Origin of the sequence: Pseudomonas taeanensis MS-3, assembly GCF_000498575.2 — a bacterium.
Taxonomy (GTDB): domain Bacteria; phylum Pseudomonadota; class Gammaproteobacteria; order Pseudomonadales; family Pseudomonadaceae; genus Aquipseudomonas; species Aquipseudomonas taeanensis.
In genome coordinates this window covers 241,675-262,107 of record NZ_AWSQ01000001.1, presented here as the reverse complement: position 1 = coordinate 262,107, position 20,433 = coordinate 241,675, and the positions used below count along the sequence as shown (strand labels likewise).

Annotated in this window: 16 protein-coding genes, 1 pseudogene and 1 riboswitch; of the genes and pseudogenes, 10 read left to right on the top strand and 7 right to left on the bottom strand. The window is 63.7% G+C overall.

Going from position 1 to position 20,433, the window contains the following annotated elements; all coding sequences use genetic code 11:
• Positions 1-13 precede the first annotated feature (13 nt).
• The gene (gene ahcY / locus TMS3_RS01095; protein ID WP_025163390.1) at positions 14-1,420 is read right to left on the bottom strand and encodes an adenosylhomocysteinase; all 1,407 of its coding nucleotides are present in this window, start codon (positions 1,418-1,420) and stop codon (positions 14-16) included.
• Positions 1,421-1,443: 23 nt separating this feature from the next.
• Positions 1,444-1,540: riboswitch (S-adenosyl-L-homocysteine riboswitch) on the bottom strand.
• Positions 1,541-1,680: 140 nt separating this feature from the next.
• Between ahcY and TMS3_RS01090 the strand changes: the two genes are divergently transcribed.
• Complete coding sequence (locus TMS3_RS01090) at positions 1,681-2,301, top strand: TetR/AcrR family transcriptional regulator (protein ID WP_025163389.1); 621 nt, start codon at positions 1,681-1,683, stop codon at positions 2,299-2,301.
• Positions 2,302-2,406: 105 nt separating this feature from the next.
• Here the strand turns inward: TMS3_RS01090 and preA are convergent, their stop codons facing one another.
• The 3 genes from preA to hydA all read right to left on the bottom strand — a co-directional run bounded on the left by preA (position 2,407) and on the right by hydA (position 6,682).
• Complete coding sequence (gene preA / locus TMS3_RS01085) at positions 2,407-3,687, bottom strand: NAD-dependent dihydropyrimidine dehydrogenase subunit PreA (RefSeq protein ID WP_025163388.1); 1,281 nt, start codon at positions 3,685-3,687, stop codon at positions 2,407-2,409.
• Entirely contained in the window at positions 3,688-5,055 is a 1,368-nt protein-coding gene (locus TMS3_RS01080) for an NAD(P)-dependent oxidoreductase (RefSeq protein WP_025163387.1), read from the bottom strand.
• 187 nt (positions 5,056-5,242) lie between these two features.
• Complete coding sequence (hydA, locus tag TMS3_RS01075; protein ID WP_025163386.1) at positions 5,243-6,682, bottom strand: dihydropyrimidinase; 1,440 nt, start codon at positions 6,680-6,682, stop codon at positions 5,243-5,245.
• Between the two features lie 481 nt (positions 6,683-7,163).
• On the opposite strand from hydA, the gene TMS3_RS01070 reads away from it, so the two are divergent.
• The 4 genes from TMS3_RS01070 (at position 7,164) to TMS3_RS01055 (ending at position 11,099) form a co-directional block, all read left to right on the top strand.
• Complete coding sequence (locus tag TMS3_RS01070) at positions 7,164-8,654, top strand: NCS1 family nucleobase:cation symporter-1 (protein ID WP_025163385.1); 1,491 nt, start codon at positions 7,164-7,166, stop codon at positions 8,652-8,654.
• A 76-nt stretch (positions 8,655-8,730) separates the two neighbouring features.
• The gene (locus tag TMS3_RS01065) at positions 8,731-10,014 is read left to right on the top strand and encodes a Zn-dependent hydrolase (RefSeq protein WP_025163384.1); all 1,284 of its coding nucleotides are present in this window, start codon (positions 8,731-8,733) and stop codon (positions 10,012-10,014) included.
• A gap of 103 nt (positions 10,015-10,117) precedes the next feature.
• Positions 10,118-10,504, top strand: a complete 387-nt coding sequence (locus TMS3_RS01060; protein ID WP_025163383.1) for an MAPEG family protein — start codon at positions 10,118-10,120, stop codon at positions 10,502-10,504.
• A gap of 148 nt (positions 10,505-10,652) precedes the next feature.
• Positions 10,653-11,099: a c-type cytochrome gene (locus TMS3_RS01055; protein ID WP_025163382.1), complete on the top strand. Its 447-nt coding sequence runs from the start codon at positions 10,653-10,655 to the stop codon at positions 11,097-11,099.
• A 27-nt stretch (positions 11,100-11,126) separates the two neighbouring features.
• On the opposite strand, the pseudogene ligB reads toward TMS3_RS01055, so the two are convergent.
• The 3 genes and pseudogenes from ligB to TMS3_RS01040 all read right to left on the bottom strand — a co-directional run bounded on the left by ligB (position 11,127) and on the right by TMS3_RS01040 (position 15,168).
• Positions 11,127-12,808: pseudogene (gene ligB / locus TMS3_RS01050) on the bottom strand (NAD-dependent DNA ligase LigB).
• Positions 12,809-12,915: 107 nt separating this feature from the next.
• The gene (metK, locus tag TMS3_RS01045; RefSeq protein ID WP_025163381.1) at positions 12,916-14,106 is read right to left on the bottom strand and encodes a methionine adenosyltransferase; all 1,191 of its coding nucleotides are present in this window, start codon (positions 14,104-14,106) and stop codon (positions 12,916-12,918) included.
• Between the two features lie 21 nt (positions 14,107-14,127).
• A complete protein-coding gene (locus TMS3_RS01040; protein WP_025163380.1) occupies positions 14,128-15,168 on the bottom strand; it encodes an ArsR/SmtB family transcription factor in 1,041 nt (346 codons plus the stop codon).
• A gap of 222 nt (positions 15,169-15,390) precedes the next feature.
• Here TMS3_RS01040 and tkt point away from each other — a divergent pair, with 222 nt between their 5' ends.
• The 5 genes from tkt to TMS3_RS01015 all read left to right on the top strand — a co-directional run bounded on the left by tkt (position 15,391) and on the right by TMS3_RS01015 (position 20,411).
• Positions 15,391-17,388, top strand: coding sequence for a transketolase (gene tkt / locus TMS3_RS01035; protein WP_025163379.1), 1,998 nt, complete (start codon positions 15,391-15,393; stop codon positions 17,386-17,388).
• Positions 17,389-17,496: 108 nt separating this feature from the next.
• On the top strand, positions 17,497-18,564 hold the full coding sequence (epd, locus tag TMS3_RS01030; protein ID WP_025163378.1) for an erythrose-4-phosphate dehydrogenase: 1,068 nt from the start codon (positions 17,497-17,499) through the stop codon (positions 18,562-18,564).
• A gap of 4 nt (positions 18,565-18,568) precedes the next feature.
• Entirely contained in the window at positions 18,569-19,744 is a 1,176-nt protein-coding gene (locus tag TMS3_RS01025; protein ID WP_025163377.1) for a phosphoglycerate kinase, read from the top strand.
• 105 nt (positions 19,745-19,849) lie between these two features.
• A complete protein-coding gene (locus TMS3_RS01020; protein WP_025163376.1) occupies positions 19,850-20,041 on the top strand; it encodes a hypothetical protein in 192 nt (63 codons plus the stop codon).
• A 49-nt stretch (positions 20,042-20,090) separates the two neighbouring features.
• Positions 20,091-20,411: an MliC family protein gene (locus TMS3_RS01015; protein ID WP_025163375.1), complete on the top strand. Its 321-nt coding sequence runs from the start codon at positions 20,091-20,093 to the stop codon at positions 20,409-20,411.
• Positions 20,412-20,433: the final 22 nt, after the last annotated feature.

Genomic DNA, 20,433 nt, shown 5'->3' with positions numbered 1-20,433 from the left:
CCCATCCTACGCATCAGTAACGGTAGGCGTGCGGCTTGAACGGGCCTTGCTGCGGCACGCCGATGTACTCGGCCTGCTGCTGGGTCAACTGGGTGACCACGCCGCCGAAACCCTTGACCATTTCCAGGGCTACTTCCTCGTCGAGCTTCTTCGGCAGCACTTCCACGGTCAGGCGCTCGGCTTTTTGCGCGGCTGGCAGGTCGGCGTACTTCTGGCCGAACAGGAAGATCTGCGCCAGTACCTGGTTGGCGAAGGAGCCGTCCATTATCCGGCTCGGGTGGCCGGTGGCGTTGCCGAGGTTCACCAGGCGGCCTTCAGCCAGCAGGATCAGGTAGTCGTCGTTGAGCGGGTCGAGATCCTTGCCGGTGCGGTGGATCTTGTGCACCTGCGGCTTGACCTCTTCCCAGGCCCAGTTCTTGCGCATGAAGGCGGTGTCGATTTCATTGTCGAAGTGGCCGATGTTGCACACCACCGCGCGCTTCTTCAGGGCGCTGAGCATGTTGGCGTCGCAGACGTTGACGTTGCCGGTGGTGGTGACGATCAGGTCGATCTTGCCCAACAGCGCGGCGTCGATGCTGGCGGCGGTACCGTCGTTGATCCCGTCCTTGAACGGCGAAACCAGTTCGAAACCGTCCATGCAAGCCTGCATGGCGCAGATCGGATCGACCTCGGTCACTTTAACGATCATGCCTTCCTGACGCAGCGACTGCGCCGAGCCCTTGCCCACGTCGCCGTAGCCGATCACCAGCGCCTGCTTGCCCGACAGCAGGTGGTCGGTGCCGCGCTTGATTGCATCGTTGAGGCTGTGACGGCAGCCGTACTTGTTGTCGTTCTTGCTCTTGGTCACCGAGTCGTTGACGTTGATCGCCGGGATCTTCAGCTCGCCCTTGGCCAGCATGTCGAGCAGGCGGTGCACGCCGGTGGTGGTCTCTTCGGTGACGCCATGGACCTTGTCGAGCATGGCCGGGTATTTCTTGTGCAGGATCTCGGTCAGGTCGCCGCCGTCGTCGAGAATCATGTTGGCGTCCCACGGCTGACCGTCCTTGAGAATGGTCTGCTCGATGCACCATTCGTACTCTTCTTCGGTCTCGCCTTTCCAGGCGAATACCGGGATACCAGCGGCGGCGATGGCGGCAGCGGCCTGATCCTGAGTGGAGAATATGTTGCAGCTCGACCAGCGTACTTCGGCACCCAGAGCGACCAGGGTCTCGATCAGCACGGCGGTCTGGATGGTCATGTGAATGCAGCCGAGAATCTTCGCGCCCTTGAGCGGCTGCTCGCCGGCGTACTTGCGGCGCAGGCCCATCAGTGCGGGCATTTCCGATTCGGCGATGATGGTTTCGCGGCGGCCCCAGGCGGCCAGGGAAATGTCGGCGACCTTGAAGTCGGTAAAACCGGCAGGCGTCAGTACAGCGCTCATAAATGAGTTCTCCATTCGTTGTCTGCGAATGGGCGCCGTTGATGCGTATGGTTAACGCCCCATCCGAGCCTGACAGGCCCCGTTACTGGGTATAGGCCTGCTGCAGCGCCCCTCGGACAGGTGGCGGGAGCGACCGGAGCGGTGCCGGTCGCATGAAACCTGGCGATTATAGCCGCCCGAGACGAAGTGCCCAAGGGTTTCCGTCGCCCTGTACCGAGGCGGGTGTTAGCCTTGGCCAATTTCGCGGGTATGGATACGCCATGGGCAATCACAAGATCGAGATCCGGCGGCGCAACGTCGATAAAATTCTCCTGGCTGCCGAGAAAGTCTTCGCCGAAAAGGGCTACGCAGGCACCTCCATGGGCGATATCGCCGAAGAGGTCGAGCTGCCGCGCTCCAACCTGCACTATTACTTCAGCACCAAGGATGAGCTCTATCGCGCGGTGCTGTTGGGCCTGCTCGAGGTGTGGAAGCAGGACGCCCTGTGCTTCGAGATGTTCGACGACCCGCGGGTGGTGCTGACCAGCTATATCCGCGCCAAGATGAACAACTCGCGGACCCGGCCCAATGGCTCCAAGGTCTGGGCCAACGAGATCATCCACGGCGCGCCGTTGCTCGGTGAGGCCCTCGACGAGAGCCTGTACGAGTGGGCGAAGATGAAGGAAGCCAAGGTGCGCCAATGGGTGGAGAGCAAGCGCATCTTGGCCGTGGAGCCCTCGGCGCTGCTCTATATGATCTGGGCCTCGACCCAGCACTACGCCGATTTTGGCCACCAGGTGGCCGTGCTCAACGAGCACCAGCCGCTGTCCGACCTGCAGTTCGAGCGTGCGGTGCAGACCGTGACCCAGGTGATTCTGCGTGGCATCGGCCTGGAGCCCTAAAGGCTACGCCCGCTACGCGGTCGATCACGGTCAAGCCCGCGTCTACGGATGCTGTAGGAGCGGGCTTGCCGGCGATAAGGAGCGCAAGGCCCGCTAACGCAGAGCCTACGAGGCCTTTTCTTCGCGGTAGGGGTTACGCGGGTCCTGGGTCCAGTTCAGGTAGGGCTTGCCGGTATCCACCGCGACCATCTCGATGCAGTCCTGCACCGGGCAGGTGATCTGGCACAGGTTGCAGCCCACGCACTCGTCGTCGATCACCTCGTATTTATGGGTGCCGTCGGCCTGAGCCAGGCTGGCGATGGCCTGGTGCGAGGTGTCTTCGCAGGCGATGTGGCAGCGACCGCAACCGATGCAGGCGTCCTGGTCGATGCGTGCGATCGACTTGTAGTTGATGTCCAGGTACTTCCAGTCGGTGGTGTTGCCCACCGCGCGTCCGGCGAAGTCCTCGATGCGCTCATAGCCTTGGCTGTCCATCCAGCGCGACAGGCCGTCCTGCATCTCCTCGACGATACGAAATCCATGCAGCATGGCCGCCGTGCATACCTGCACCGCACCGCAGCCGAGGCTGATGAACTCGGCTGCGTCGCGCCAGCTGCCGATGCCGCCGATACCGCAAATTGGCAGGCCGCGAGTTTCGGGGTCGCGGGCGATCTCGGCGACCATGTTCAGGGCGATCGGCTTGACCGCCGAGCCACAGTAGCCGCCGTGGGTGCTCTGGCTGCCGACGGTGGGGTAGGCGACCATGCGCTCCAGGTCGACGCTGGTGATCGAATTGACGGTGTTGATCAACGACACCGCATCGGCCCCGCCGCGATGGGCGGCGCGGGCGGACAGGCGTACGTCGGTGATGTTCGGGGTCAGCTTGACGATCACCGGCAGCGAGCAGTAGGTCTTGCACCAGCGGGTGACCATCTCCACGTATTCCGGCACCTGGCCCACCGCCGCGCCCATGCCGCGTTCGGGCATGCCGTGGGGGCAGCCGAAGTTCAGCTCAATGCCATCGCAACCGGTGGCCTCCACCAGCGGCAGTATGGCTTTCCAGGATTCCTCGACGCAGGGCACCATCAGCGAGACGATCATCGCCCGGTCCGGCCAGTCCTTCTTCACCTGGGTGATCTCGCGCAGGTTGATTTCCAGCGAGCGGTCGGTGATCAGTTCGATGTTGTTGATGCCCATGACTTCGCGGTTGGCACCGAAGTGGGCCGAGTAGCGCGACGACACGTTGACCGCCGCCGGGTCTTCGCCGAGGGTCTTCCACACCACCCCGCCCCAGCCAGCTTCGAAGGCGCGGATGACGTTATAGGCCTTGTCGGTAGGCGGCGCGCTGGCCAGCCAGAAGGGGTTGGGGGCCTTGATACCGGCGAATTCGATTGAGAGATCGGCCATTTAAGCAACCTCCACGCTGAGCGTGAGATGGGAGTGGATGGCCTCGGCGGCCAGCTTGCCGTGCTGCACGGCCTGTACGGTGAGGTCCTGATCGAGCGCGGTGCAGTCGCCCCCGGCGTAGATGCCGGGGATGCTGGTGCGCATCTGCGCGTCGACCCAGATGCGTTCGCCCTGGCGTTGTAGCTCACGGGCCAGCGGGTCGCTCAGGGCGGCGCCGTCGAAGGCCTGGCCGATGGCCTTGAAGATGGCGTCGGCGGGTAACTCGAAGGTTTCCCCGGTGGTCTGCAGGCGGCCATGCTTCAGGCAGGTGCGGGCAAAGCGCATGCCGCACACCTGGCCTTGGTCGTTGAGCAGTACTTGCTGCGGTTGGGCCCAGGTCAGCAGGCGCACCTGATTGGCCTTGGCGATGTCCTGCTCATGGCCGGTCGCGCCCATCGCCTCGAAGCCTCGGCGGTAGACCAGGTTGACCTCGCGGGCGCCGAGCTTGCTCATCTGCACCGCCATGTCGATGGCGGTGTTGCCGGCACCGAGGACGATGCAGCGATCGGCCAGGGGCAGCTGGCTGAGGTCCTCGGCCTGGCGCAACTCGCGGATATAGTCGGTGGCGGCGAGCATTCCCGGCCCGTCCTCGTCGGCCAGACCGAGCTGGCGGCTGGCGGCCAGGCCGACAGCGAGGAACACCGAATCGAACTGCTGATGCAAGTCGCTGAGGCTGAGGTCGACACCGAGCCTGTGGCCATGACGGATCTCGATGCCGCCGACCTGCAGGAGGAACTCCAGCTCGCGTTGGGCGAAGTCGTCGACCAGCTTGTACTTGGCGATGCCGTATTCGTTGAGGCCGCCAGCTTTCTCGCGCGCCTCGAAGATCACCACCTCGTGGCCGTGCAACGCCAGGCGATGAGCACAGGACAGCCCGGCCGGCCCGGCGCCGACCACGGCGATGCGCTTGCCGCTGGCGGGGGCGCGTTTGAACGGATGCTCGCTGAACTGGGCGTTGTCCACCGCGTAGCGCTGCAACAGGCCGATCAGCACCGGCGCGCACTCCTGGGCGTTATTGCGCACGCAGGCCTGCTGACAGAGGATTTCGGTGGGGCAGACGCGGGCGCAGCTACCGCCGAGGATATTCGCCGAGAGAATCTTCTGCGCCGCGCCCTGGACATTCTCCTGATTGATGTTGCGGATAAAGGAAGGAATGTCGATCTCGCTCGGGCAAGCGTTGATGCAGGGCGCGTCGTAGCAGTACAGGCAGCGCGCGCTTTCCAGTGCAGCCTGGCGCGCGTTGAGGGGCGGCGCCAGATCGCCGAAGCGATCGGCCAGTTCGGCTGCGTCGGCATCCGGTCGGGGCAGGTGGTTGAGGGTGTCGATCACGGTTGTGGTCTCCCGGTTTTGTGGCTTTTATTGGGCAATGAACAGCGAATAAGCGGCCGCCCGGCCACTGTGGGCCGCTGTGGCGAAGTACGTGGCAGCACTTTGTTGTGGGAGCGGCCTTGGCCGCGAATGGTCTGAGACTTCCAGGATTTTTCGCGGCCGAGGCCGCTCCCACAGGTTCTTTGACTCAGCGCTCGACGGCGGTCGGTCTAGCGAGTTCGGCGCGTTTGCTCAGCAGGTCGAATACCGCCGGGTAGGCCGGGCGCTCGATATAACGTCCGGCGCCGCGTTCGGCGCGTAGGTCGCCATTGGCCCAGACCAGGCGGCCCTGGCTGATGGTGTGACTGGGAATGCCGCGTACTGTCTTGCCTTCGAAGATGTTGAAGTCGACCTGCTGGTGATGGGTCTTGGCCGAGATGGTGCGAGTGCCCTGCGGGTCCCACAGCACCAGGTCGGCGTCGGCGCCGACGCGAATGGCGCCTTTGCGCGGAAACAGGTTGAAGATCTTCGCGGTGTTGGTGGAGGTCAGCGCGACGAAGTCATGGATCGACAGACGCCCGCTGTTCACCCCTTCATCCCAGAGCACGGCCATGCGGTCTTCGATGCCGGCGGTGCCATTGGGGATCTTGCTGAAGTCGTCGCGCCCGGCGGCCTTCTGCTCGGCGCAGAAGCAGCAATGGTCGGTGGCGGTGGTGTGCAGGTTGCCGGCTTGCAGACCGTGCCAGAGGGCGGCCTGATGCTCGCGCGGGCGGAACGGCGGGCTCATTACATAGCCGGCGGCGGTCTGCCAGTCCGGGTGGCGGTAGACGCTGTCATCCAGCAGCAGATGGCCGGCCAGCACTTCGCCGTACACCGGCTGGCCCTTGCTGCGGGCATAGGCGATCTCGTCCAGCGCCTGCTGGGTCGAGACGTGCACCAGGTAGAGCGGCGTACCCAGAGTTTCGGCGATGCGGATGGCGCGGCTGGCGGCCTCACCCTCGACCTGCGGCGGGCGCGACAGCGGGTGCGCCTCGGGCCCGGTCAACCCTTGGGCTAGCAGCTTACGTTGCAGGTGGTCGACCAGCTCGCCGTTCTCCGCATGCACCGTGGGCACGGCACCGAGTTCCAGGCAGCGCTCGAAGCTGGCCACCAGGGTGTCGTCGGCGGCCATGATGGCGTTCTTGTAGGCCATGAAGTGCTTGAAGCTGTTCACCCCGAATTTTTCCACCAACTCGCCCATCTCGGCGCGCACCTGCTCGCTCCACCAGGTGATGGCGACGTGGAAGCCGTAGTCGGCGGCGGACTTCTGCGCCCAGCCACGCCAGGTATGAAAGGCCTCGAGCAGCGATTGCTGCGGGTTGGGGATGACGAAGTCGATGATCGAGGTGGTGCCGCCAGCCAGGCCGGCCGCGGTGCCGCTGTAAAAGTCCTCGCTGGCCACGGTGCCCATGAACGGCAACTGCATGTGGGTGTGCGGGTCGATGCCGCCGGGCATCAGGTACTGGCCGCCGCCGTCGAGCACTTCACAACCGCCCGGAGTTTCCAGGTTCTGGCCTATCGCCTGGATCAGGCCGTCGGCGCAGAGTATGTCGGCGGGGTAGCTTTCTTCATGAGTGACTACGGTGGCGCCACGGATCAACAAAGACATGTCGGGTTCCTCGCAGGCTGACCGACTTGTGCCGGTTCTTGGTGTTGTTTTGGGTCAGGCTGCGGATTCATTGATCCTGTCAGGCGTGACAGGATTAAATCTAGGTGTGGATTACGAATTGCGCAAGTAAGTTTTTTATGTGGTTTTAATTGATTTTAAATAGATGAAATACAAAGAAAAAATACTTAAATTAGGAAAGCTAACAGGAAATATTTGAGGCTGTCTTGCTTGACAAGAATTGGAAATGGTCCAGATTTCCTATGGCCAAGCGGCTGCCCGACCACTGCGTTTGGTTGTCTGGGCGAAGGTCGGTATGGGTGCCTGCCGGCGTAGGTTCAAATCAGTTCCCGGCCTGTGTGGTGCTGTGCCTAAAGTGGTTTCGCACTAGGCCAGTGCCATTGCTGTCGAGCTGACGGTGTAAGTACTCCGGCCTGTACGCCCGATGAGCTCACAATTACAAGAATAAATAGTGGAGAGCCCCATGCAGCAGAGCAGATCGCAAGTGACCGAGCGCGATGGCTTGTACGAGTTGGTCGCTGGCCGCGACGTACTCGACAGCCCCCGTTACAACCATGACATTGCCCCGACCCGGGTGCAGGAGCGCACCTGGAACAGGTGGCACATCACTGCGCTCTGGGTCGGCATGGCTGTCTGTGTGCCGACCTACACTCTCGGTGGGGTGCTTACGGCCTACTTCGGTCTTTCCGTTGGCGAGGCGCTGCTGGCGATACTGCTGGCCAATGTGGTGGTGTTGATCCCGCTGACCCTGAACGCCTTCCCCGGCACCAAGTACGGCATCCCTTTTCCGGTGTTGCTGCGCTCCTCGTTCGGGGTGCTGGGTTCCAACGTGCCCTGCCTGATTCGCGCCGTGGTTGCCTGTGGCTGGTTCGGCATCCAGACCATGTTCGGCGGTCTGGCCATCCATCTGTTCCTCGGCTCGATCTTCGACGGCTGGAAGTCCCTCGGCGGTACCGGCGAGGTGATCGGCTTCTTGATTTTCTGGGTACTCAACCTCTGGGTGGTGCTGCGTGGCTCGGAGTCGATCAAGTGGCTGGAGACTCTCTCCGCACCCTTGCTGGTATTGGTCGGCGCCGGCCTGCTGGTGTGGGCGCTGCCGAATGTGTCGCTGAGCGAATTGATGGCGCAACCGCCGAAGCGTCCTGAAGGTGCCAGCGCGACCGGTTATTTCTTCGCCGGGCTGACGGCCATGGTCGGTTTCTGGGCCACCCTGTCGCTGAATATTCCCGACTTCAGTCGCTATGCGAAGAGCCAAAAGGACCAGATCCTCGGGCAGATCATCGGCCTGCCCCTGACCATGTTCCTGTTCGCCGCCCTCGGTGTGGTGCTGACCGCCGCCTCACCAGCATTGGTCGGTGAGATGGTGGCCGATCCGGTCAACCTGATCGGGCATATTCAGAGTCCCGGCTGGGTCGCCCTGGCCATGGCGTTGATCATCGTCGCCACGCTGTCGACCAACACCGCGGCGAACATCGTCTCGCCGACCAACGACTTCCAGAACGTCGCGCCCAAGCTGATCAATCGCACCCGCGCGATCATGCTCACCGGGGTTATAGGCCTGGCCATGATGAGCCACGAGCTGTTGAAGAAACTGGGCTGGCTGGTCTCCGACCTGAGCCTGGAAAGTGTCTATTCCAATTGGTTGCTGGGCTATTCCAGTCTGCTCGGGCCTATCGCCGGGATCATGGTGGTGGACTATTTCCTGATCAAGAAACAGCGCCTGGATCTGGCCGGTCTGTATCGCGACGATGTCTACCCGGCCTGGAACTGGGCGGGTTTCATCGCCTTCGGCATACCGGTAGCGCTGACCCTGCTGTCGATGGGCAGCGACCTGTTCAGCTGGTTCTACGACTTTGGCTGGTTCACCGGCTCACTGCTGGGCGGTCTGCTCTATTACGGGCTGTGCAGCCTGCGTGGCGCGAGCCCCGTGGCCATCGCCAAGCCCACGCTGTAAGTAGCCATCACGACGGTGCCCGCCAGCGTTGTGGGCGCCCCGAGCACGCGCATTATCGCTGTCTGAGGAGAGTTCCATGACTGCTGCTGAAACTGCACCCGCATTGACCCATCAGAAGATCAACGCCGAGCGACTCTGGCAGTCGCTGATGGACCTGGCCCAGCTCGGTGCCACTGCCAAGGGTGGGGTCTGTCGTCTGGCCCTGACCGACCTCGACCGTCAGGCCCGCGACCTCTTCGTGCAGTGGAGCGAGGCCGCTAGTTGTACGGTCAGCGTCGATGCGGTGGGCAACATCTTCGCCCGTCGTGCCGGACGTAATCCACAGCTGCCGCCGGTGATGACCGGTAGCCACATCGACACCCAGCCCACGGGCGGCAAGTTCGACGGTTGCTTCGGGGTGATGGCCGGGTTGGAGGTGATACGTACGCTCAACGACCTCGGCATGGAGACCGAGGCGCCATTGGAGGTGGTGGTGTGGACCAACGAGGAGGGTTCGCGCTTTGCCCCCTGCATGATGGGTTCCGGGGTCTTCGCCAGCAAATTCACCCTGGCCGAAACCCTGGCCAAGCGCGACGCCGAGGGCGTCACGGTGGGCGAGGCGTTGAACGCCATTGGTTATGCCGGCAGTCGTGAAGTAGTCGGTCATCCGGTCGGCGCTTACTTCGAGGCGCACATCGAACAGGGGCCGATTCTCGAGGATGAACAGAAGACCATCGGCGTGGTGCTCGGCGCGCTGGGGCAGAAATGGTTCGACCTCAGCCTGCGCGGGGTCGAGGCGCATGCGGGGCCAACGCCGATGCATCTGCGCAAGGACGCCCTGGTCGGCGCCGCCGTCGTGGTCGCGGCGGTCAACCGGGTGGCCCTGGCGCACCAGCCGCATGCCTGTGGTACGGTCGGCTGCCTGCAGGCTTACCCCGGCTCGCGCAACGTGATTCCCGGAGAAGTGCGTATGACCCTGGACTTCCGTCATCTGGAGTCGGCGCGGCTGGACTCGATGATCGCCGAGGTGCGTCAGGTGCTGGAGAACACCTGTGCTCAGCATGGCTTGAGCTTCGAGCTGAACCCCACTGCCGACTTCCCGCCGCTGTACTTCGATCAGGGTTGCGTCGATGCGGTGCGCGAGGCGGCTCAGGGACTCAACCTGCCGCATATGGACATTGTCAGCGGTGCCGGCCACGACGCCATCTTCCTCGCCGAATTGGGCCCGGCTGGGATGATCTTCGTGCCCTGCGAGGGCGGTATCAGCCATAACGAGATCGAGAATGCCGCGCCTAAGGACCTCGCCGCCGGCTGCGCGGTGCTGCTGCGCGCCATGCTCACTGCGTCGGAGGCGATCGCCAGCGGCAAGCGGGCGGCCTGATTGGCCTAATGTGACAAGAGTGGTGGCGTTTGCGGTCATGGACGGCCGTGATGTCGGTAGGCAAGCTGTGCGGCTGGTTTCCAAATAATTGAGTGGTCCCCGCATGACGCTTGCCTATTGGTGTGTATTAATCGCCCTGTTCCTGCCGTATCTCAGCACCGTCACGGCCAAGGCCGTGGGCGGTGGTTTCACTCCGAAGCACAATCACGACCCGCGGGCCTTGCAGGCCACCCTGAGTGGCCTGGCACGGCGCGCCAACAATGCGCAACTCAACGGCTTCGAAGTCACCCCGGCGTTTGCGGCGGCGGTGATCATCGCGCAGTTGGCCGGTGGCGCGGAGCAGGGCCTGATCGATCTGTTGGCGCTCGGCTTCATCGTCAGTCGCGTGCTGTATTTCATTTGTTACCTGGTCGACTGGGCGCCGTTGCGCTCGCTGGTCTGGTTCGCCGGGATGGGGCTGATCATCAGTCTGTTCGTGGTGTCGGCCTGACCGGCGGTTGAGCGCTTGTCGCAGGCTGTCGGCGCGGGTGTTTTCGCTCTCGGGCAAGTGGCGCGGCGGGCTGCGGCAACCTGCCGCGCTTGGCCGGTGCGCCTCGAGTGGCGATACTGACGGCCGTTCCTTTGCCGAAGTCGTTGTGATGAAGCCGAAAACCCTGTTATTGCTCGTGCTCGCCAGCCTGACCCTGACCGCCTGTGGCGGGGTCGACCCGAACTCGCCGCTGGGCAAGCGGCAGACGATCTTCAAGCAGATGCTGAACACCAGCGAAGACCTCGGCGGCATGCTGCGTGGGCGCATCGCCTTCGACGAGGAGAAGTTTGTGGTCGGTGCTGCGCAGCTGGACAAGCTGTCGCGGCAACCCTGGCAGCACTTCCCTCAGGTCAAGGAAGACGAGAGCAGCGCCAAGGATGAAGTCTGGCAGCGCCAGGAGCGTTTCCAGCAATTGGCTCGCGAGCTGGAGCGCGCCACCGCTGCGCTGGTCGTCGCGACCACCGCCACGCCGCTGCAGCGGGCCGATTTGGCCGCGCCCATGCAGCGCGTCGAGGACGGCTGTGAGGCCTGTCATGAGGAGTTTCGCGTCTATTGAGTCATGCGGGGCTCGCAATCGGGGCGGCTAAAAGCCATCGACTTGCGCCGCGTGTAATTGAGCGCGCAGGGCCAGTACCTCGGGGTGGCGAAAGAATGCCTGCAATTGCGCCGCGCGCGTCGGGCCAATGCCCGTCTGCCGTTGCCAGTCCTGTGCGCTGCGTCGTGCCAGGTCATCCCAGTTTCCGGCCAGTGATGCCCCTGCGCTGGGCGGCAGACCCAGGGCGCGCAACCAGTCTGCAAAAGGCCGTTGCCGGGCCAGGGCAAAGCGCTGCATCAGCGTGCTCGCACTGCGTTGACCAAGCCCGGGCACGCCGCGTAGCTGTTCCTCTCTGAGCGTTAACCAGTCCAGCAGGCCATCGAGTAGCTGCGCCTGCAGCAGTTTCTCCCAGGTACCGGCGCCCACGCCGGGCAGGGCCAGCCCCTGTTTGCCGCTGAGCCAGGCCAGCCGAGCGCGGAACTGACTGGCGCAGGCGGTGCTGGCCCGCCAACAGCTCAAGGCATGGTAGTCGTCGGCCCTGGGGGCCGCTAACGCGGGGCGCTGCACGGGGCGCCAGACCACGCTGTGCAGTTGTGGGATGGTCAGCCCGGCCAGGCGGATGGCGACCTGATCGCCCGGACGAATATCCAGTGCTTGCCAGCGCGGCAACGAGCCGAGGCTGACGCGGCTAATGCTGCGGTCGTCTAACAGCACAGGCAGCAGGCGCAGCACTGGGGTAATGCGCCCGCTGCGGCCGACCTTGAAGTCCACCGCACGCACCTCGGCCAAGGCCTGGCTCACCGGGTACTTCCAGGCTGCCGCCCAGTGCGGCGGTGCGGCTCGCCAGCTGGCTGCGCGGGGGCGGCGACCCTGGCGCAGCACCACGCCGTCGCTGGCAAAAGGCAAGGCGCTGCGATACCAGTGCTGGCGCCAGCGTCGGGCGGCGACGAGATCGTCGAGTGGTTGGCTGAAGCGTTGACTGTCGGCAAAGCCCAGGACGCTGAGTTGCTGCAGACGCTCGCGCATATCAGCGGGACCGTCTGGCCAGCCCCAGATAAACAGGCCAATCCCGCTAGCTTCTGGCTGGCCGAGGGTGTGCCGGGCCATCAAACCGGCGACTCTGCCGCGCGCGCCGACGCCGCCGGAGTCGGCCTGGACGTGCCGATTCAGACGCCAATAGAGCTCGCCCTGCAAGGTCAGGTCATGGGTGCTGGGTAGCTGCGCCGGAATGGCTGGCAGTGCCGCGCCTTGGTCGTCCAGTCCTGGCCGTTGTGGCCATCGCCGCGGCTGATCGCCTGCTGCAAATGGCCGTCTCGATAGACCAGGGTGACGGCCACGCCGTCGACCTTGGGTTGAATCCACAGATCGTTGCGCACCTCGATCCAGGCGCTGACCGCTGCGGCGTCTGCCAGCTTGTTCAGTCCGGTGTGTGGCACCGGGTGAGTCAGGGTGCCGGCGCTGCTGGCCAGTGGGTTGGTGCTGGCAGGCGCATCGCTGGGGAAGCAGGAAGACCAGTGCTGCAGCTTGGCGCTGGCCTGATCGTAGAGTTCGTCGGCCACCAGCGAGACGCCGCGGCGATGGTAGGCGTCGTCCCAGGTGGAGATTTGTGCCGAAAGGGCAGCGGTTTCAGTCGCCGCCCGCTCTGCGGGCCAGTCGGGGCAGGGCGCGGCCCAGACATTGATGACGAATAAGGCGACTAAACAGATCGGCACTGCAAGCGCGCGTGGCATATGAGCATCCTTGCTCGGGAGCTAGGGGTTTGAGCCTAGCCGGGTTTGTCGGTCCCACAAAAAAAGCCCCGCACGGGGCGGGGCTATTTGTTGTGCAGCAGGCCTGATTACAAGCCGGCAGCGGCGCGCAGTTCGGCGGCCTTGTCGGTGCGCTCCCAGGTGAAGGCGGTGAAGGTGTCGCCTTCGACGGTCATCTCGACCGGGTTGCGGCCGAAGTGGCCGTAAGCCGCGGTCGGCTGGTACATCGGGTGCAGCAGATCGAGCATCTTGGTGATGGCGTATGGACGCAGATCGAAATGCTCGCGCACCAGGCGGATGATCTTGTCATCGCCGATCTTGCTGGTGCCGAAGGTGTTGATCGAAATCGAGGTCGGTTGCGCCACGCCGATGGCGTACGACACCTGGATCTCGCAACGTTCGGCCAGGCCTGCGGCGACGATGTTCTTCGCCACGTAACGACCGGCGTAGGCGGCACTGCGGTCGACCTTGGACGGGTCCTTGCCGGAGAACGCACCGCCGCCATGACGGGCCATGCCGCCATAGGTGTCGACGATGATCTTGCGCCCGGTCAGGCCGCAGTCGCCCACCGGGCCGCCGATCACGAACTGGCCGGTCGGGTTGATGTGGAACTGGGTGTCCTTGTGCAGCAGTTCGGCCGGCAGCGAGTGCTTGACGATCAGCTCCATCACGCCTTCACGCAGGTCGTTGTAACTGACCTCGGGGTTGTGTTGGGTGGACAGGACGACGGCGTCGATGCCGACTACTCGGCCGTTCTCGTAGCGGCAGGTGACCTGGCTCTTGGCATCCGGACGCAGCCATGGCAGCAGGCCGGACTTGCGAGCCTCGGCCTGACGCTCGACCAGGCGGTGCGAGAAGCAGATCGGTGCGGGCATCAGCACGTCGGTTTCGTTGCTGGCGTAGCCGAACATCAGGCCCTGGTCGCCGGCGCCCTGGTCTTCCGGTTTGCTGCGGTCGACGCCCTGGTTGATGTCCGGGGACTGCTTGCCGATGATGTTCAGCACGCCGCAGGTAGCACCGTCGAAGCCGACGTCGGAGCTGTTGTAGCCGATGTCGATGATGACCTTGCGTACCAGCTCTTCCAGGTCGATCCAGGCCGAGGTGGTGACTTCGCCGGCGATGATCGCCACGCCGGTCTTGACCAGGGTTTCGCACGCTACGCGGGCGTATTTGTCCTTGGCGATGATGGCGTCCAGCACCGCATCGGATATCTGGTCGGCGATTTTGTCTGGGTGGCCTTCGGACACGGACTCGGAGGTAAACAGGGAGTATTCGCTCATCTATCGGTCTTCCTAAAATAATTACCGGTGGGTGAGGGCGCCGTTGGAGCCAGCTCGTGAGCTGGTTATTGGGCCATTTTGGTGGAATTGCGGTTTGGCGAAGTGCCGCACCTGAATCTGGAAACCGTTGCGTAAGCCCACATACAGGCTTTCGCCGGGCGTAAGCCCTGCGGCTAAGGCCCAGCGGGCCAAGTCGTCCTGCTCAAAGCCCAGCCAGAGATCACCGCAGGCCTGCCTGGCCCAACTCTGGTTGTGGCTGCACAACTCGGTTATCAACAAGCTGCCGCCGGCTTTGACGCGCACCGCCAGTTGTTTCAAGGCTTCGGCGGGGGCGGCGAAATGGTGCAGGACCATGTTCAACACCACACAGTCGGCGGCCGGGTACTCGTCATGCAAGGCATCGGCGAGTTTCAGTTCGACGTTGTCCAGGCTTTCTTTATTGCAGCGCAGGCTGGCCAACTCGAGCATTGCCGGGCTGTTGTCCAGCGCGGTGACCCGGGCGAAGCGGCGCGCCAGTTCGGGGAGAAATCCCCCGTCGCCGGGACCAACTTCCAGGGCCGTGGCCTGCTCGGCAAAGCCCAGGGCATCGAGCAGGGCCAGCACGCTGTCGCGGTATTGCGGCAGGCCGGCGATCAGGTCCTGCTGGGCCTGGAAATTCGCCGCCATGCGCGCGAAAAAATCCTGACTGGCCGCCGCGCGCTGACCATGTACCTCGCCGATCCGCACTTGCACATCGACCGGCAGTTCCAGCTCGTCGACCTCTCCGAGCAGGGCGGCGTGCAGTGCACCGCCGAGACGATCGCCCTGAGCCAGGGCGCGGCGGTAGAAAATCGCATTGCCTTCGCGCCGCGTCGCGACCAGGCCGGCCTGGGCCAGTACCTTGAGGTGGTGACTCATGCCGGATTGGCCTGTGGCGAAGATCTGCGCCAGTTCCAGCACGCCGAACGAGTCATTGCTCAGGGCGCGCAGTACGTTCAGGCGTAGCGGGTCGCCGCTGGCCTTGCACAGGGCGGCCAGTTCGTCGGCAGGCTCGAAACTCAGCTGGGGTGCGCGCATATTCATAGGATGCGAAGTCTAGTCGGTCATTTTTCATACAGCAACAGCAATATCAAAAAGTTTTGATATTGCTGCTTCGGCCTGATTTGGCCTGCGTATGACGCTGCTCAGGTCAGAAAACATTGCTCCTGCGACCATCTGTCATTGCCCCGCACCGCTCCGGTGGGCGAAAATAGCCGCCTTTTTTCGCCCCCTTCGTTTAACCAGCAGCCCCTTGGAGATTCAGTGATGCCCAGCCGTCGTGAGCGTGCCAATGCCATTCGTGCCCTCAGCATGGATGCCGTGCAGAAAGCCAACAGCGGCCATCCCGGTGCCCCAATGGGCATGGCGGATATCGCCGAAGTGCTGTGGCGCGACTACCTCAAGCACAACCCGAGCAACCCGGAATTCGCCGACCGTGACCGTTTCGTCATGTCCAACGGTCACGGCTCGATGCTGGTTTACTCGTTGCTGCACCTGACCGGTTACGACCTGGGCATCGAAGACCTCAAGCAGTTCCGCCAGATGGGCAGCCGCACCCCCGGTCACCCGGAATACGGCTACACCCCGGGCGTCGAGACCACCACCGGCCCGCTCGGTCAGGGCCTGGCCAACGCCGTGGGCTTCGCCCTGGCCGAGAAGGTTATGGCGGCGCAGTTCAACCGCGACGGCCATAGCATCGTCGATCACAACACCTATGTGTTCCTCGGCGACGGCTGCATGATGGAAGGCATCAGCCATGAAGTCAGCGCGCTTGCCGGCACCCTCGGCCTGGGTAAGTTGATCGCCTTCTACGACGACAACGGCATCTCCATCGACGGCGAAGTCGAGGGCTGGTTCACCGACGACACGCCGAAGCGCTTCGAGGCCTATGGCTGGCTGGTGATCCGCAATGTCGACGGCCACGACGCGGAAGAAATCAAGATCGCCATCGAAACCGCGCGCAAGAGTGCGCAGCCGACGCTGATCTGCTGCAAGACCACCATCGGTTTCGGTTCGCCGAACAAGCAAGGCAAGGAAGACTGCCACGGCGCCCCGCTGGGCAACGACGAAATCGCCCTGACCCGCGCCGCCTTGGGTTGGAACCATGGCCCCTTCGAGATCCCTAGCGAGATCTACGCCGAGTGGGATGCCAAGGACGCCGGTGCCACCGCCGAGGCCGAGTGGAATCAGCGCTTCGCTGCCTACGCTGCCGCCTACCCGGAACTGGCCAGCGAATTCACCCGGCGGGTCAAGGGTGAGCTGCCGGCCGATTTCGCCGAGAAGGCCACGGCCTATATCGCCGAAGTGGCGGCCAAGGGTGAGACCATCGCCAGCCGCAAGGCCAGCCAGAACGCGCTGAATGCCTTCGGCCCGCTGCTGCCGGAGTTTCTCGGTGGTTCCGCCGACCTGGCCGGCTCCAACCTGACCCTGTGGAAGGGCTGCAAGGGTGTCAGCGCCGAAGACGCGTCGGGCAACTACATGTATTACGGTGTGCGCGAGTTCGGCATGAGCGCGATCATGAACGGCGTCGCCCTGCACGGCGGTCTGGTGCCTTACGGCGCGACCTTTCTGGTGTTCATGGAATACGCCTGCAATGCCGTACGCATGGCCGCGCTGATGAAGAAGCGTGTGCTGTACGTCTACACCCATGACTCCATCGGTCTCGGCGAAGACGGTCCGACCCATCAGCCGATCGAGCAGCTGGCCAGCCTGCGCAGCACGCCGAACCTGAACACCTGGCGTCCATGCGACGCGGTGGAGTCGGCGGTGGCCTGGAAGTGCGCGATCGAGCGCAACGACGGTCCTTCGGCGCTGATCTTCTCCCGACAGAACCTGGCCCACCAGCACCGTGACGCCGCCCAGCTGGCCGATGTTGCCCGCGGTGGCTATGTGCTGAAGGACTGCGCCGGCGAGCCGGAACTGATTCTGATCGCCACCGGTTCGGAAGTTGGTCTGGCGATGCAGGCCTGTGAGCAGCTGGCTGTGCAGGGCCGCCAGGTCCGCGTGGTGTCGATGCCGTCGACCTCGGTGTTCGATCAGCAGGACGCCGCCTACAAGCAGGCCGTGTTGCCGCTGCAAGTGGGCGCGCGGATTGCCATCGAGGCCGCGCATGCGGACTTCTGGTACAAGTACGTTGGTCTGGAAGGTCGCATCATCGGCATGACCACCTTTGGTGAGTCCGCTCCGGCACCTGCTCTGTTCGAACACTTCGGCTTCACCGTGGAAAACATCCTGGAAACCGCTGCCGAACTGTTGGACGCCTAAGCACGTGTAGGATGGGTTGAGGCGCGTAACGCCGATACCCATCGCTGTGCAGCATGGGTATCGCTGCGCTCAACCCATCCTACGCTCGCCCTTGCCATCGAGACTGCCATGTCCAATCGCCCCTATCGCGTCGCCCTCAACGGCTACGGCCGCATCGGCCGCTGCGTACTGCGTGCCCTGCACGAGCGCGGTGCAGGTGCGGGCCTGGAAATCGTCGCCTTGAACGACCTGGCCGACCAGGCCAGTCTCGAATACCTGACCCGCTTCGACTCCACCCACGGGCGTTTTCCCGGCGAGGTGAGGGTCGAGGGCGATTGCCTGCATATCAATGGCGATTGCGTCAGAGTGCTGCGCCAGGCCACGCCGGAAGGGGTCGACTGGGCAGGGCTGGGTATCGATCTGCTGCTGGAGTGCTCCGGGCAGTACACCACCCGAGTCGATGCTGCGCGCTTTCTGCATGCCGGTGCGCCACGGGTGCTGCTGTCGCAACCGATGGCCAGCGAAGCGGATGTCGACGCCACCATCGTCTACGGGGTCAACCAGCACGCCCTGAGCGGCGCAGAACGTCTGGTCTCCAACGCCTCCTGCACCACCAACTGCGGGGTGCCGCTGTTGAAACTGCTGAATGAGGCGGTGGGCCTGGAATACGTCTCCATCACCACCATTCACTCGGCGATGAACGATCAGCCGGTGATCGATGCCTACCACCATGAGGACTTGCGCCGCACCCGTTCGGCGTTCCAGTCGGTGATTCCGGTGTCGACCGGCTTGGCGCGTGGCATCGAGCGCCTGCTGCCGGAACTATCCGGGCGTATCCAGGCCAAAGCCATTCGGGTGCCGACGGTGAACGTGTCGTGCCTGGATATCACCCTGCAGACTTGCCGCGACACCTCGGCCGAGGAAATCAACCGAGTGCTCCGCGAGGCGGCCGAGAGCGGGCCGCTGAAAGGGCTGCTGGCCTACACCGAGCTGCCGCATGCCAGCTGCGATTTCAACCATGATCCGCATTCGGCCATCGTCGACGGCAGCCAGACCCGGGTCTCCGGCCCGCGCCTGGTCAACCTGCTGGCCTGGTTCGACAACGAGTGGGGCTTTGCCAATCGCATGCTCGATGTGGCCGAACATTACCTTGCGGTCTCCACCGCCTCTATTCAAACAGCCCCCGTGAAGGACTGATTTCATGACTACGCCGTTCGAAACAATAGCGAAGATGATCGACCTCGACCTCCAGGGTAAGCGCGTGCTGATCCGCGAAGACCTCAACGTGCCGGTAAAAGACGGCGCCGTGAGCAGCGATGCGCGCATCCTCGCCGCCCTGCCGACCATCAAGCTGGCGCTGGAGAAAGGCGCGGCGGTCATGTTGTGTTCGCACCTGGGTCGTCCGAATGAGGGCGAATACAGCGAGGCGGATAGCCTCAAACCAGTCGCCGACTATCTCTCCAAGGCCCTCGGCCGTGACGTGCCGTTGCTCAAGGATTACCTCGGCGGCATCCAGATCGCTCCGGGCGAGTTGGTGCTGCTGGAGAACGTGCGCTTCAACAAGGGCGAGAAGAAAAATACCGACGAGTTGGCCCAGCAATACGCCGCGCTGTGCGACGTATTCGTCATGGACGCCTTCGGCACCGCCCACCGCGCTCAGGGCTCGACCCATGGGGTGGCCAAGTTTGCCAAGCTCGCTTGCGCCGGACCGCTGCTCGCCGCCGAGCTGGACGCTCTGGGCAAGGCCCTGGGTAACCCGGCCACGCCGATGGCGGCTATCGTCGCCGGCTCCAAGGTGTCGACCAAACTGGATGTGCTGAACAGCCTGAGCCAGATCTGCGACCAGCTGATCGTCGGCGGCGGCATCGCCAACACCTTTCTGGCTGCTGCTGGCTTCCCGGTCGGCAAATCGTTGTACGAGGCCGATTTGCTCGACACCGCCAAGGCCATCGCGGCCAAGGTCAGCGTGCCGTTGCCGGTGGATGTGGTGGTGGCCAAGGCCTTCGCCGCGGACGCCGAGGCTACGGTCAAGCTGGTGGCCGATGTGGCCGACGACGACATGATCCTCGATATCGGCCCGCAGACCGCGGCGCTATTTGCCGAACTGCTCAAATCCAGCAAGACCATCCTGTGGAACGGTCCGGTCGGGGTGTTCGAGTTCGACCAGTTCGGCGAAGGCACCAAAGCCTTGGCCCTGGCCATCGCGGAGAGCCCGGCCTTCTCGATTGCCGGGGGCGGCGACACCCTGGCAGCCATCGACAAATACGGCGTGGCCGACAAGATCAGCTACATCTCCACCGGCGGCGGTGCCTTCCTCGAGTTCGTCGAGGGCAAGGTGCTGCCGGCCGTGGAAGTGCTGGAGCAGCGCGCCAAGTAACCAGCTAGGGTGAACAGGTCTGTGGTCTGTTCATCCGCCAAGGATTAAACCCTGGCAGTGATCTGCGGTCTGCTATTCCAGGATCGTCAACAAGGAGTTACTGCCATGCGCAATGCTGCCGCTGTATGGATGTTGTGTGCCGGTTTGGCCGGTTGTGCCGGAAACAGCCCGCGAGATACCGCTTGCGAGGTGTTCAGCCCGGCGCAAATCGATCTGCCGACCAGTCAGGATGAGCGGCGCATCGAGCAAAAAAGCACGGGCGACCCCGCTCCGGAAGGTCGCGAGCAGAAGTGCTGATAGCAAGGCAGACGCTGTGGCAGACGGCTACAGCAACTAGGGAGGGTGAATGAACAAGGCATTCCACGCAGCGGCCGTAACACTGCTGCTGGCGGGGTGCGCCGGCCAGCAGCAGGGAGCCGATAGCTGGACCCGGTGGGTCTGTGACAGTCAGGCAGAAGTGCTCTGGCGCTTCGCCGACAGCGCCAAGGAGCAGGTCGAGGTACGCTTGGCGGCTGACGATAGGATCTACCGCCTGCAGCAGCAGCCTTCTGCTTCCGGCGCGTTATACAGCGACGGGCGCCTGACCTTCCACAGCAAGGGCGCGCAAGGGCTGGTGTACTGGACGGCCAGCGACGACTTGATCGGTCGCGGCTGCAAGGCGCCATAAGCGGCGATGCATTGTTTTACTC

Coding starts and splice junctions, on each gene's coding strand:
- ahcY (WP_025163390.1), bottom strand. CDS start 1,420: ATGAGCGCTGTACTGACGCCTGCCGGTTTTACCGACTTCAAGGTCGCC.
- TMS3_RS01090 (WP_025163389.1), top strand. CDS start 1,681: ATGGGCAATCACAAGATCGAGATCCGGCGGCGCAACGTCGATAAAATT.
- preA (WP_025163388.1), bottom strand. CDS start 3,687: ATGGCCGATCTCTCAATCGAATTCGCCGGTATCAAGGCCCCCAACCCC.
- hydA (WP_025163386.1), bottom strand. CDS start 6,682: ATGTCTTTGTTGATCCGTGGCGCCACCGTAGTCACTCATGAAGAAAGC.
- TMS3_RS01070 (WP_025163385.1), top strand. CDS start 7,164: ATGCAGCAGAGCAGATCGCAAGTGACCGAGCGCGATGGCTTGTACGAG.
- TMS3_RS01065 (WP_025163384.1), top strand. CDS start 8,731: ATGACTGCTGCTGAAACTGCACCCGCATTGACCCATCAGAAGATCAAC.
- TMS3_RS01060 (WP_025163383.1), top strand. CDS start 10,118: ATGACGCTTGCCTATTGGTGTGTATTAATCGCCCTGTTCCTGCCGTAT.
- TMS3_RS01055 (WP_025163382.1), top strand. CDS start 10,653: ATGAAGCCGAAAACCCTGTTATTGCTCGTGCTCGCCAGCCTGACCCTG.
- metK (WP_025163381.1), bottom strand. CDS start 14,106: ATGAGCGAATACTCCCTGTTTACCTCCGAGTCCGTGTCCGAAGGCCAC.
- TMS3_RS01040 (WP_025163380.1), bottom strand. CDS start 15,168: ATGAATATGCGCGCACCCCAGCTGAGTTTCGAGCCTGCCGACGAACTG.
- tkt (WP_025163379.1), top strand. CDS start 15,391: ATGCCCAGCCGTCGTGAGCGTGCCAATGCCATTCGTGCCCTCAGCATG.
- epd (WP_025163378.1), top strand. CDS start 17,497: ATGTCCAATCGCCCCTATCGCGTCGCCCTCAACGGCTACGGCCGCATC.
- TMS3_RS01025 (WP_025163377.1), top strand. CDS start 18,569: ATGACTACGCCGTTCGAAACAATAGCGAAGATGATCGACCTCGACCTC.
- TMS3_RS01020 (WP_025163376.1), top strand. CDS start 19,850: ATGCGCAATGCTGCCGCTGTATGGATGTTGTGTGCCGGTTTGGCCGGT.
- TMS3_RS01015 (WP_025163375.1), top strand. CDS start 20,091: ATGAACAAGGCATTCCACGCAGCGGCCGTAACACTGCTGCTGGCGGGG.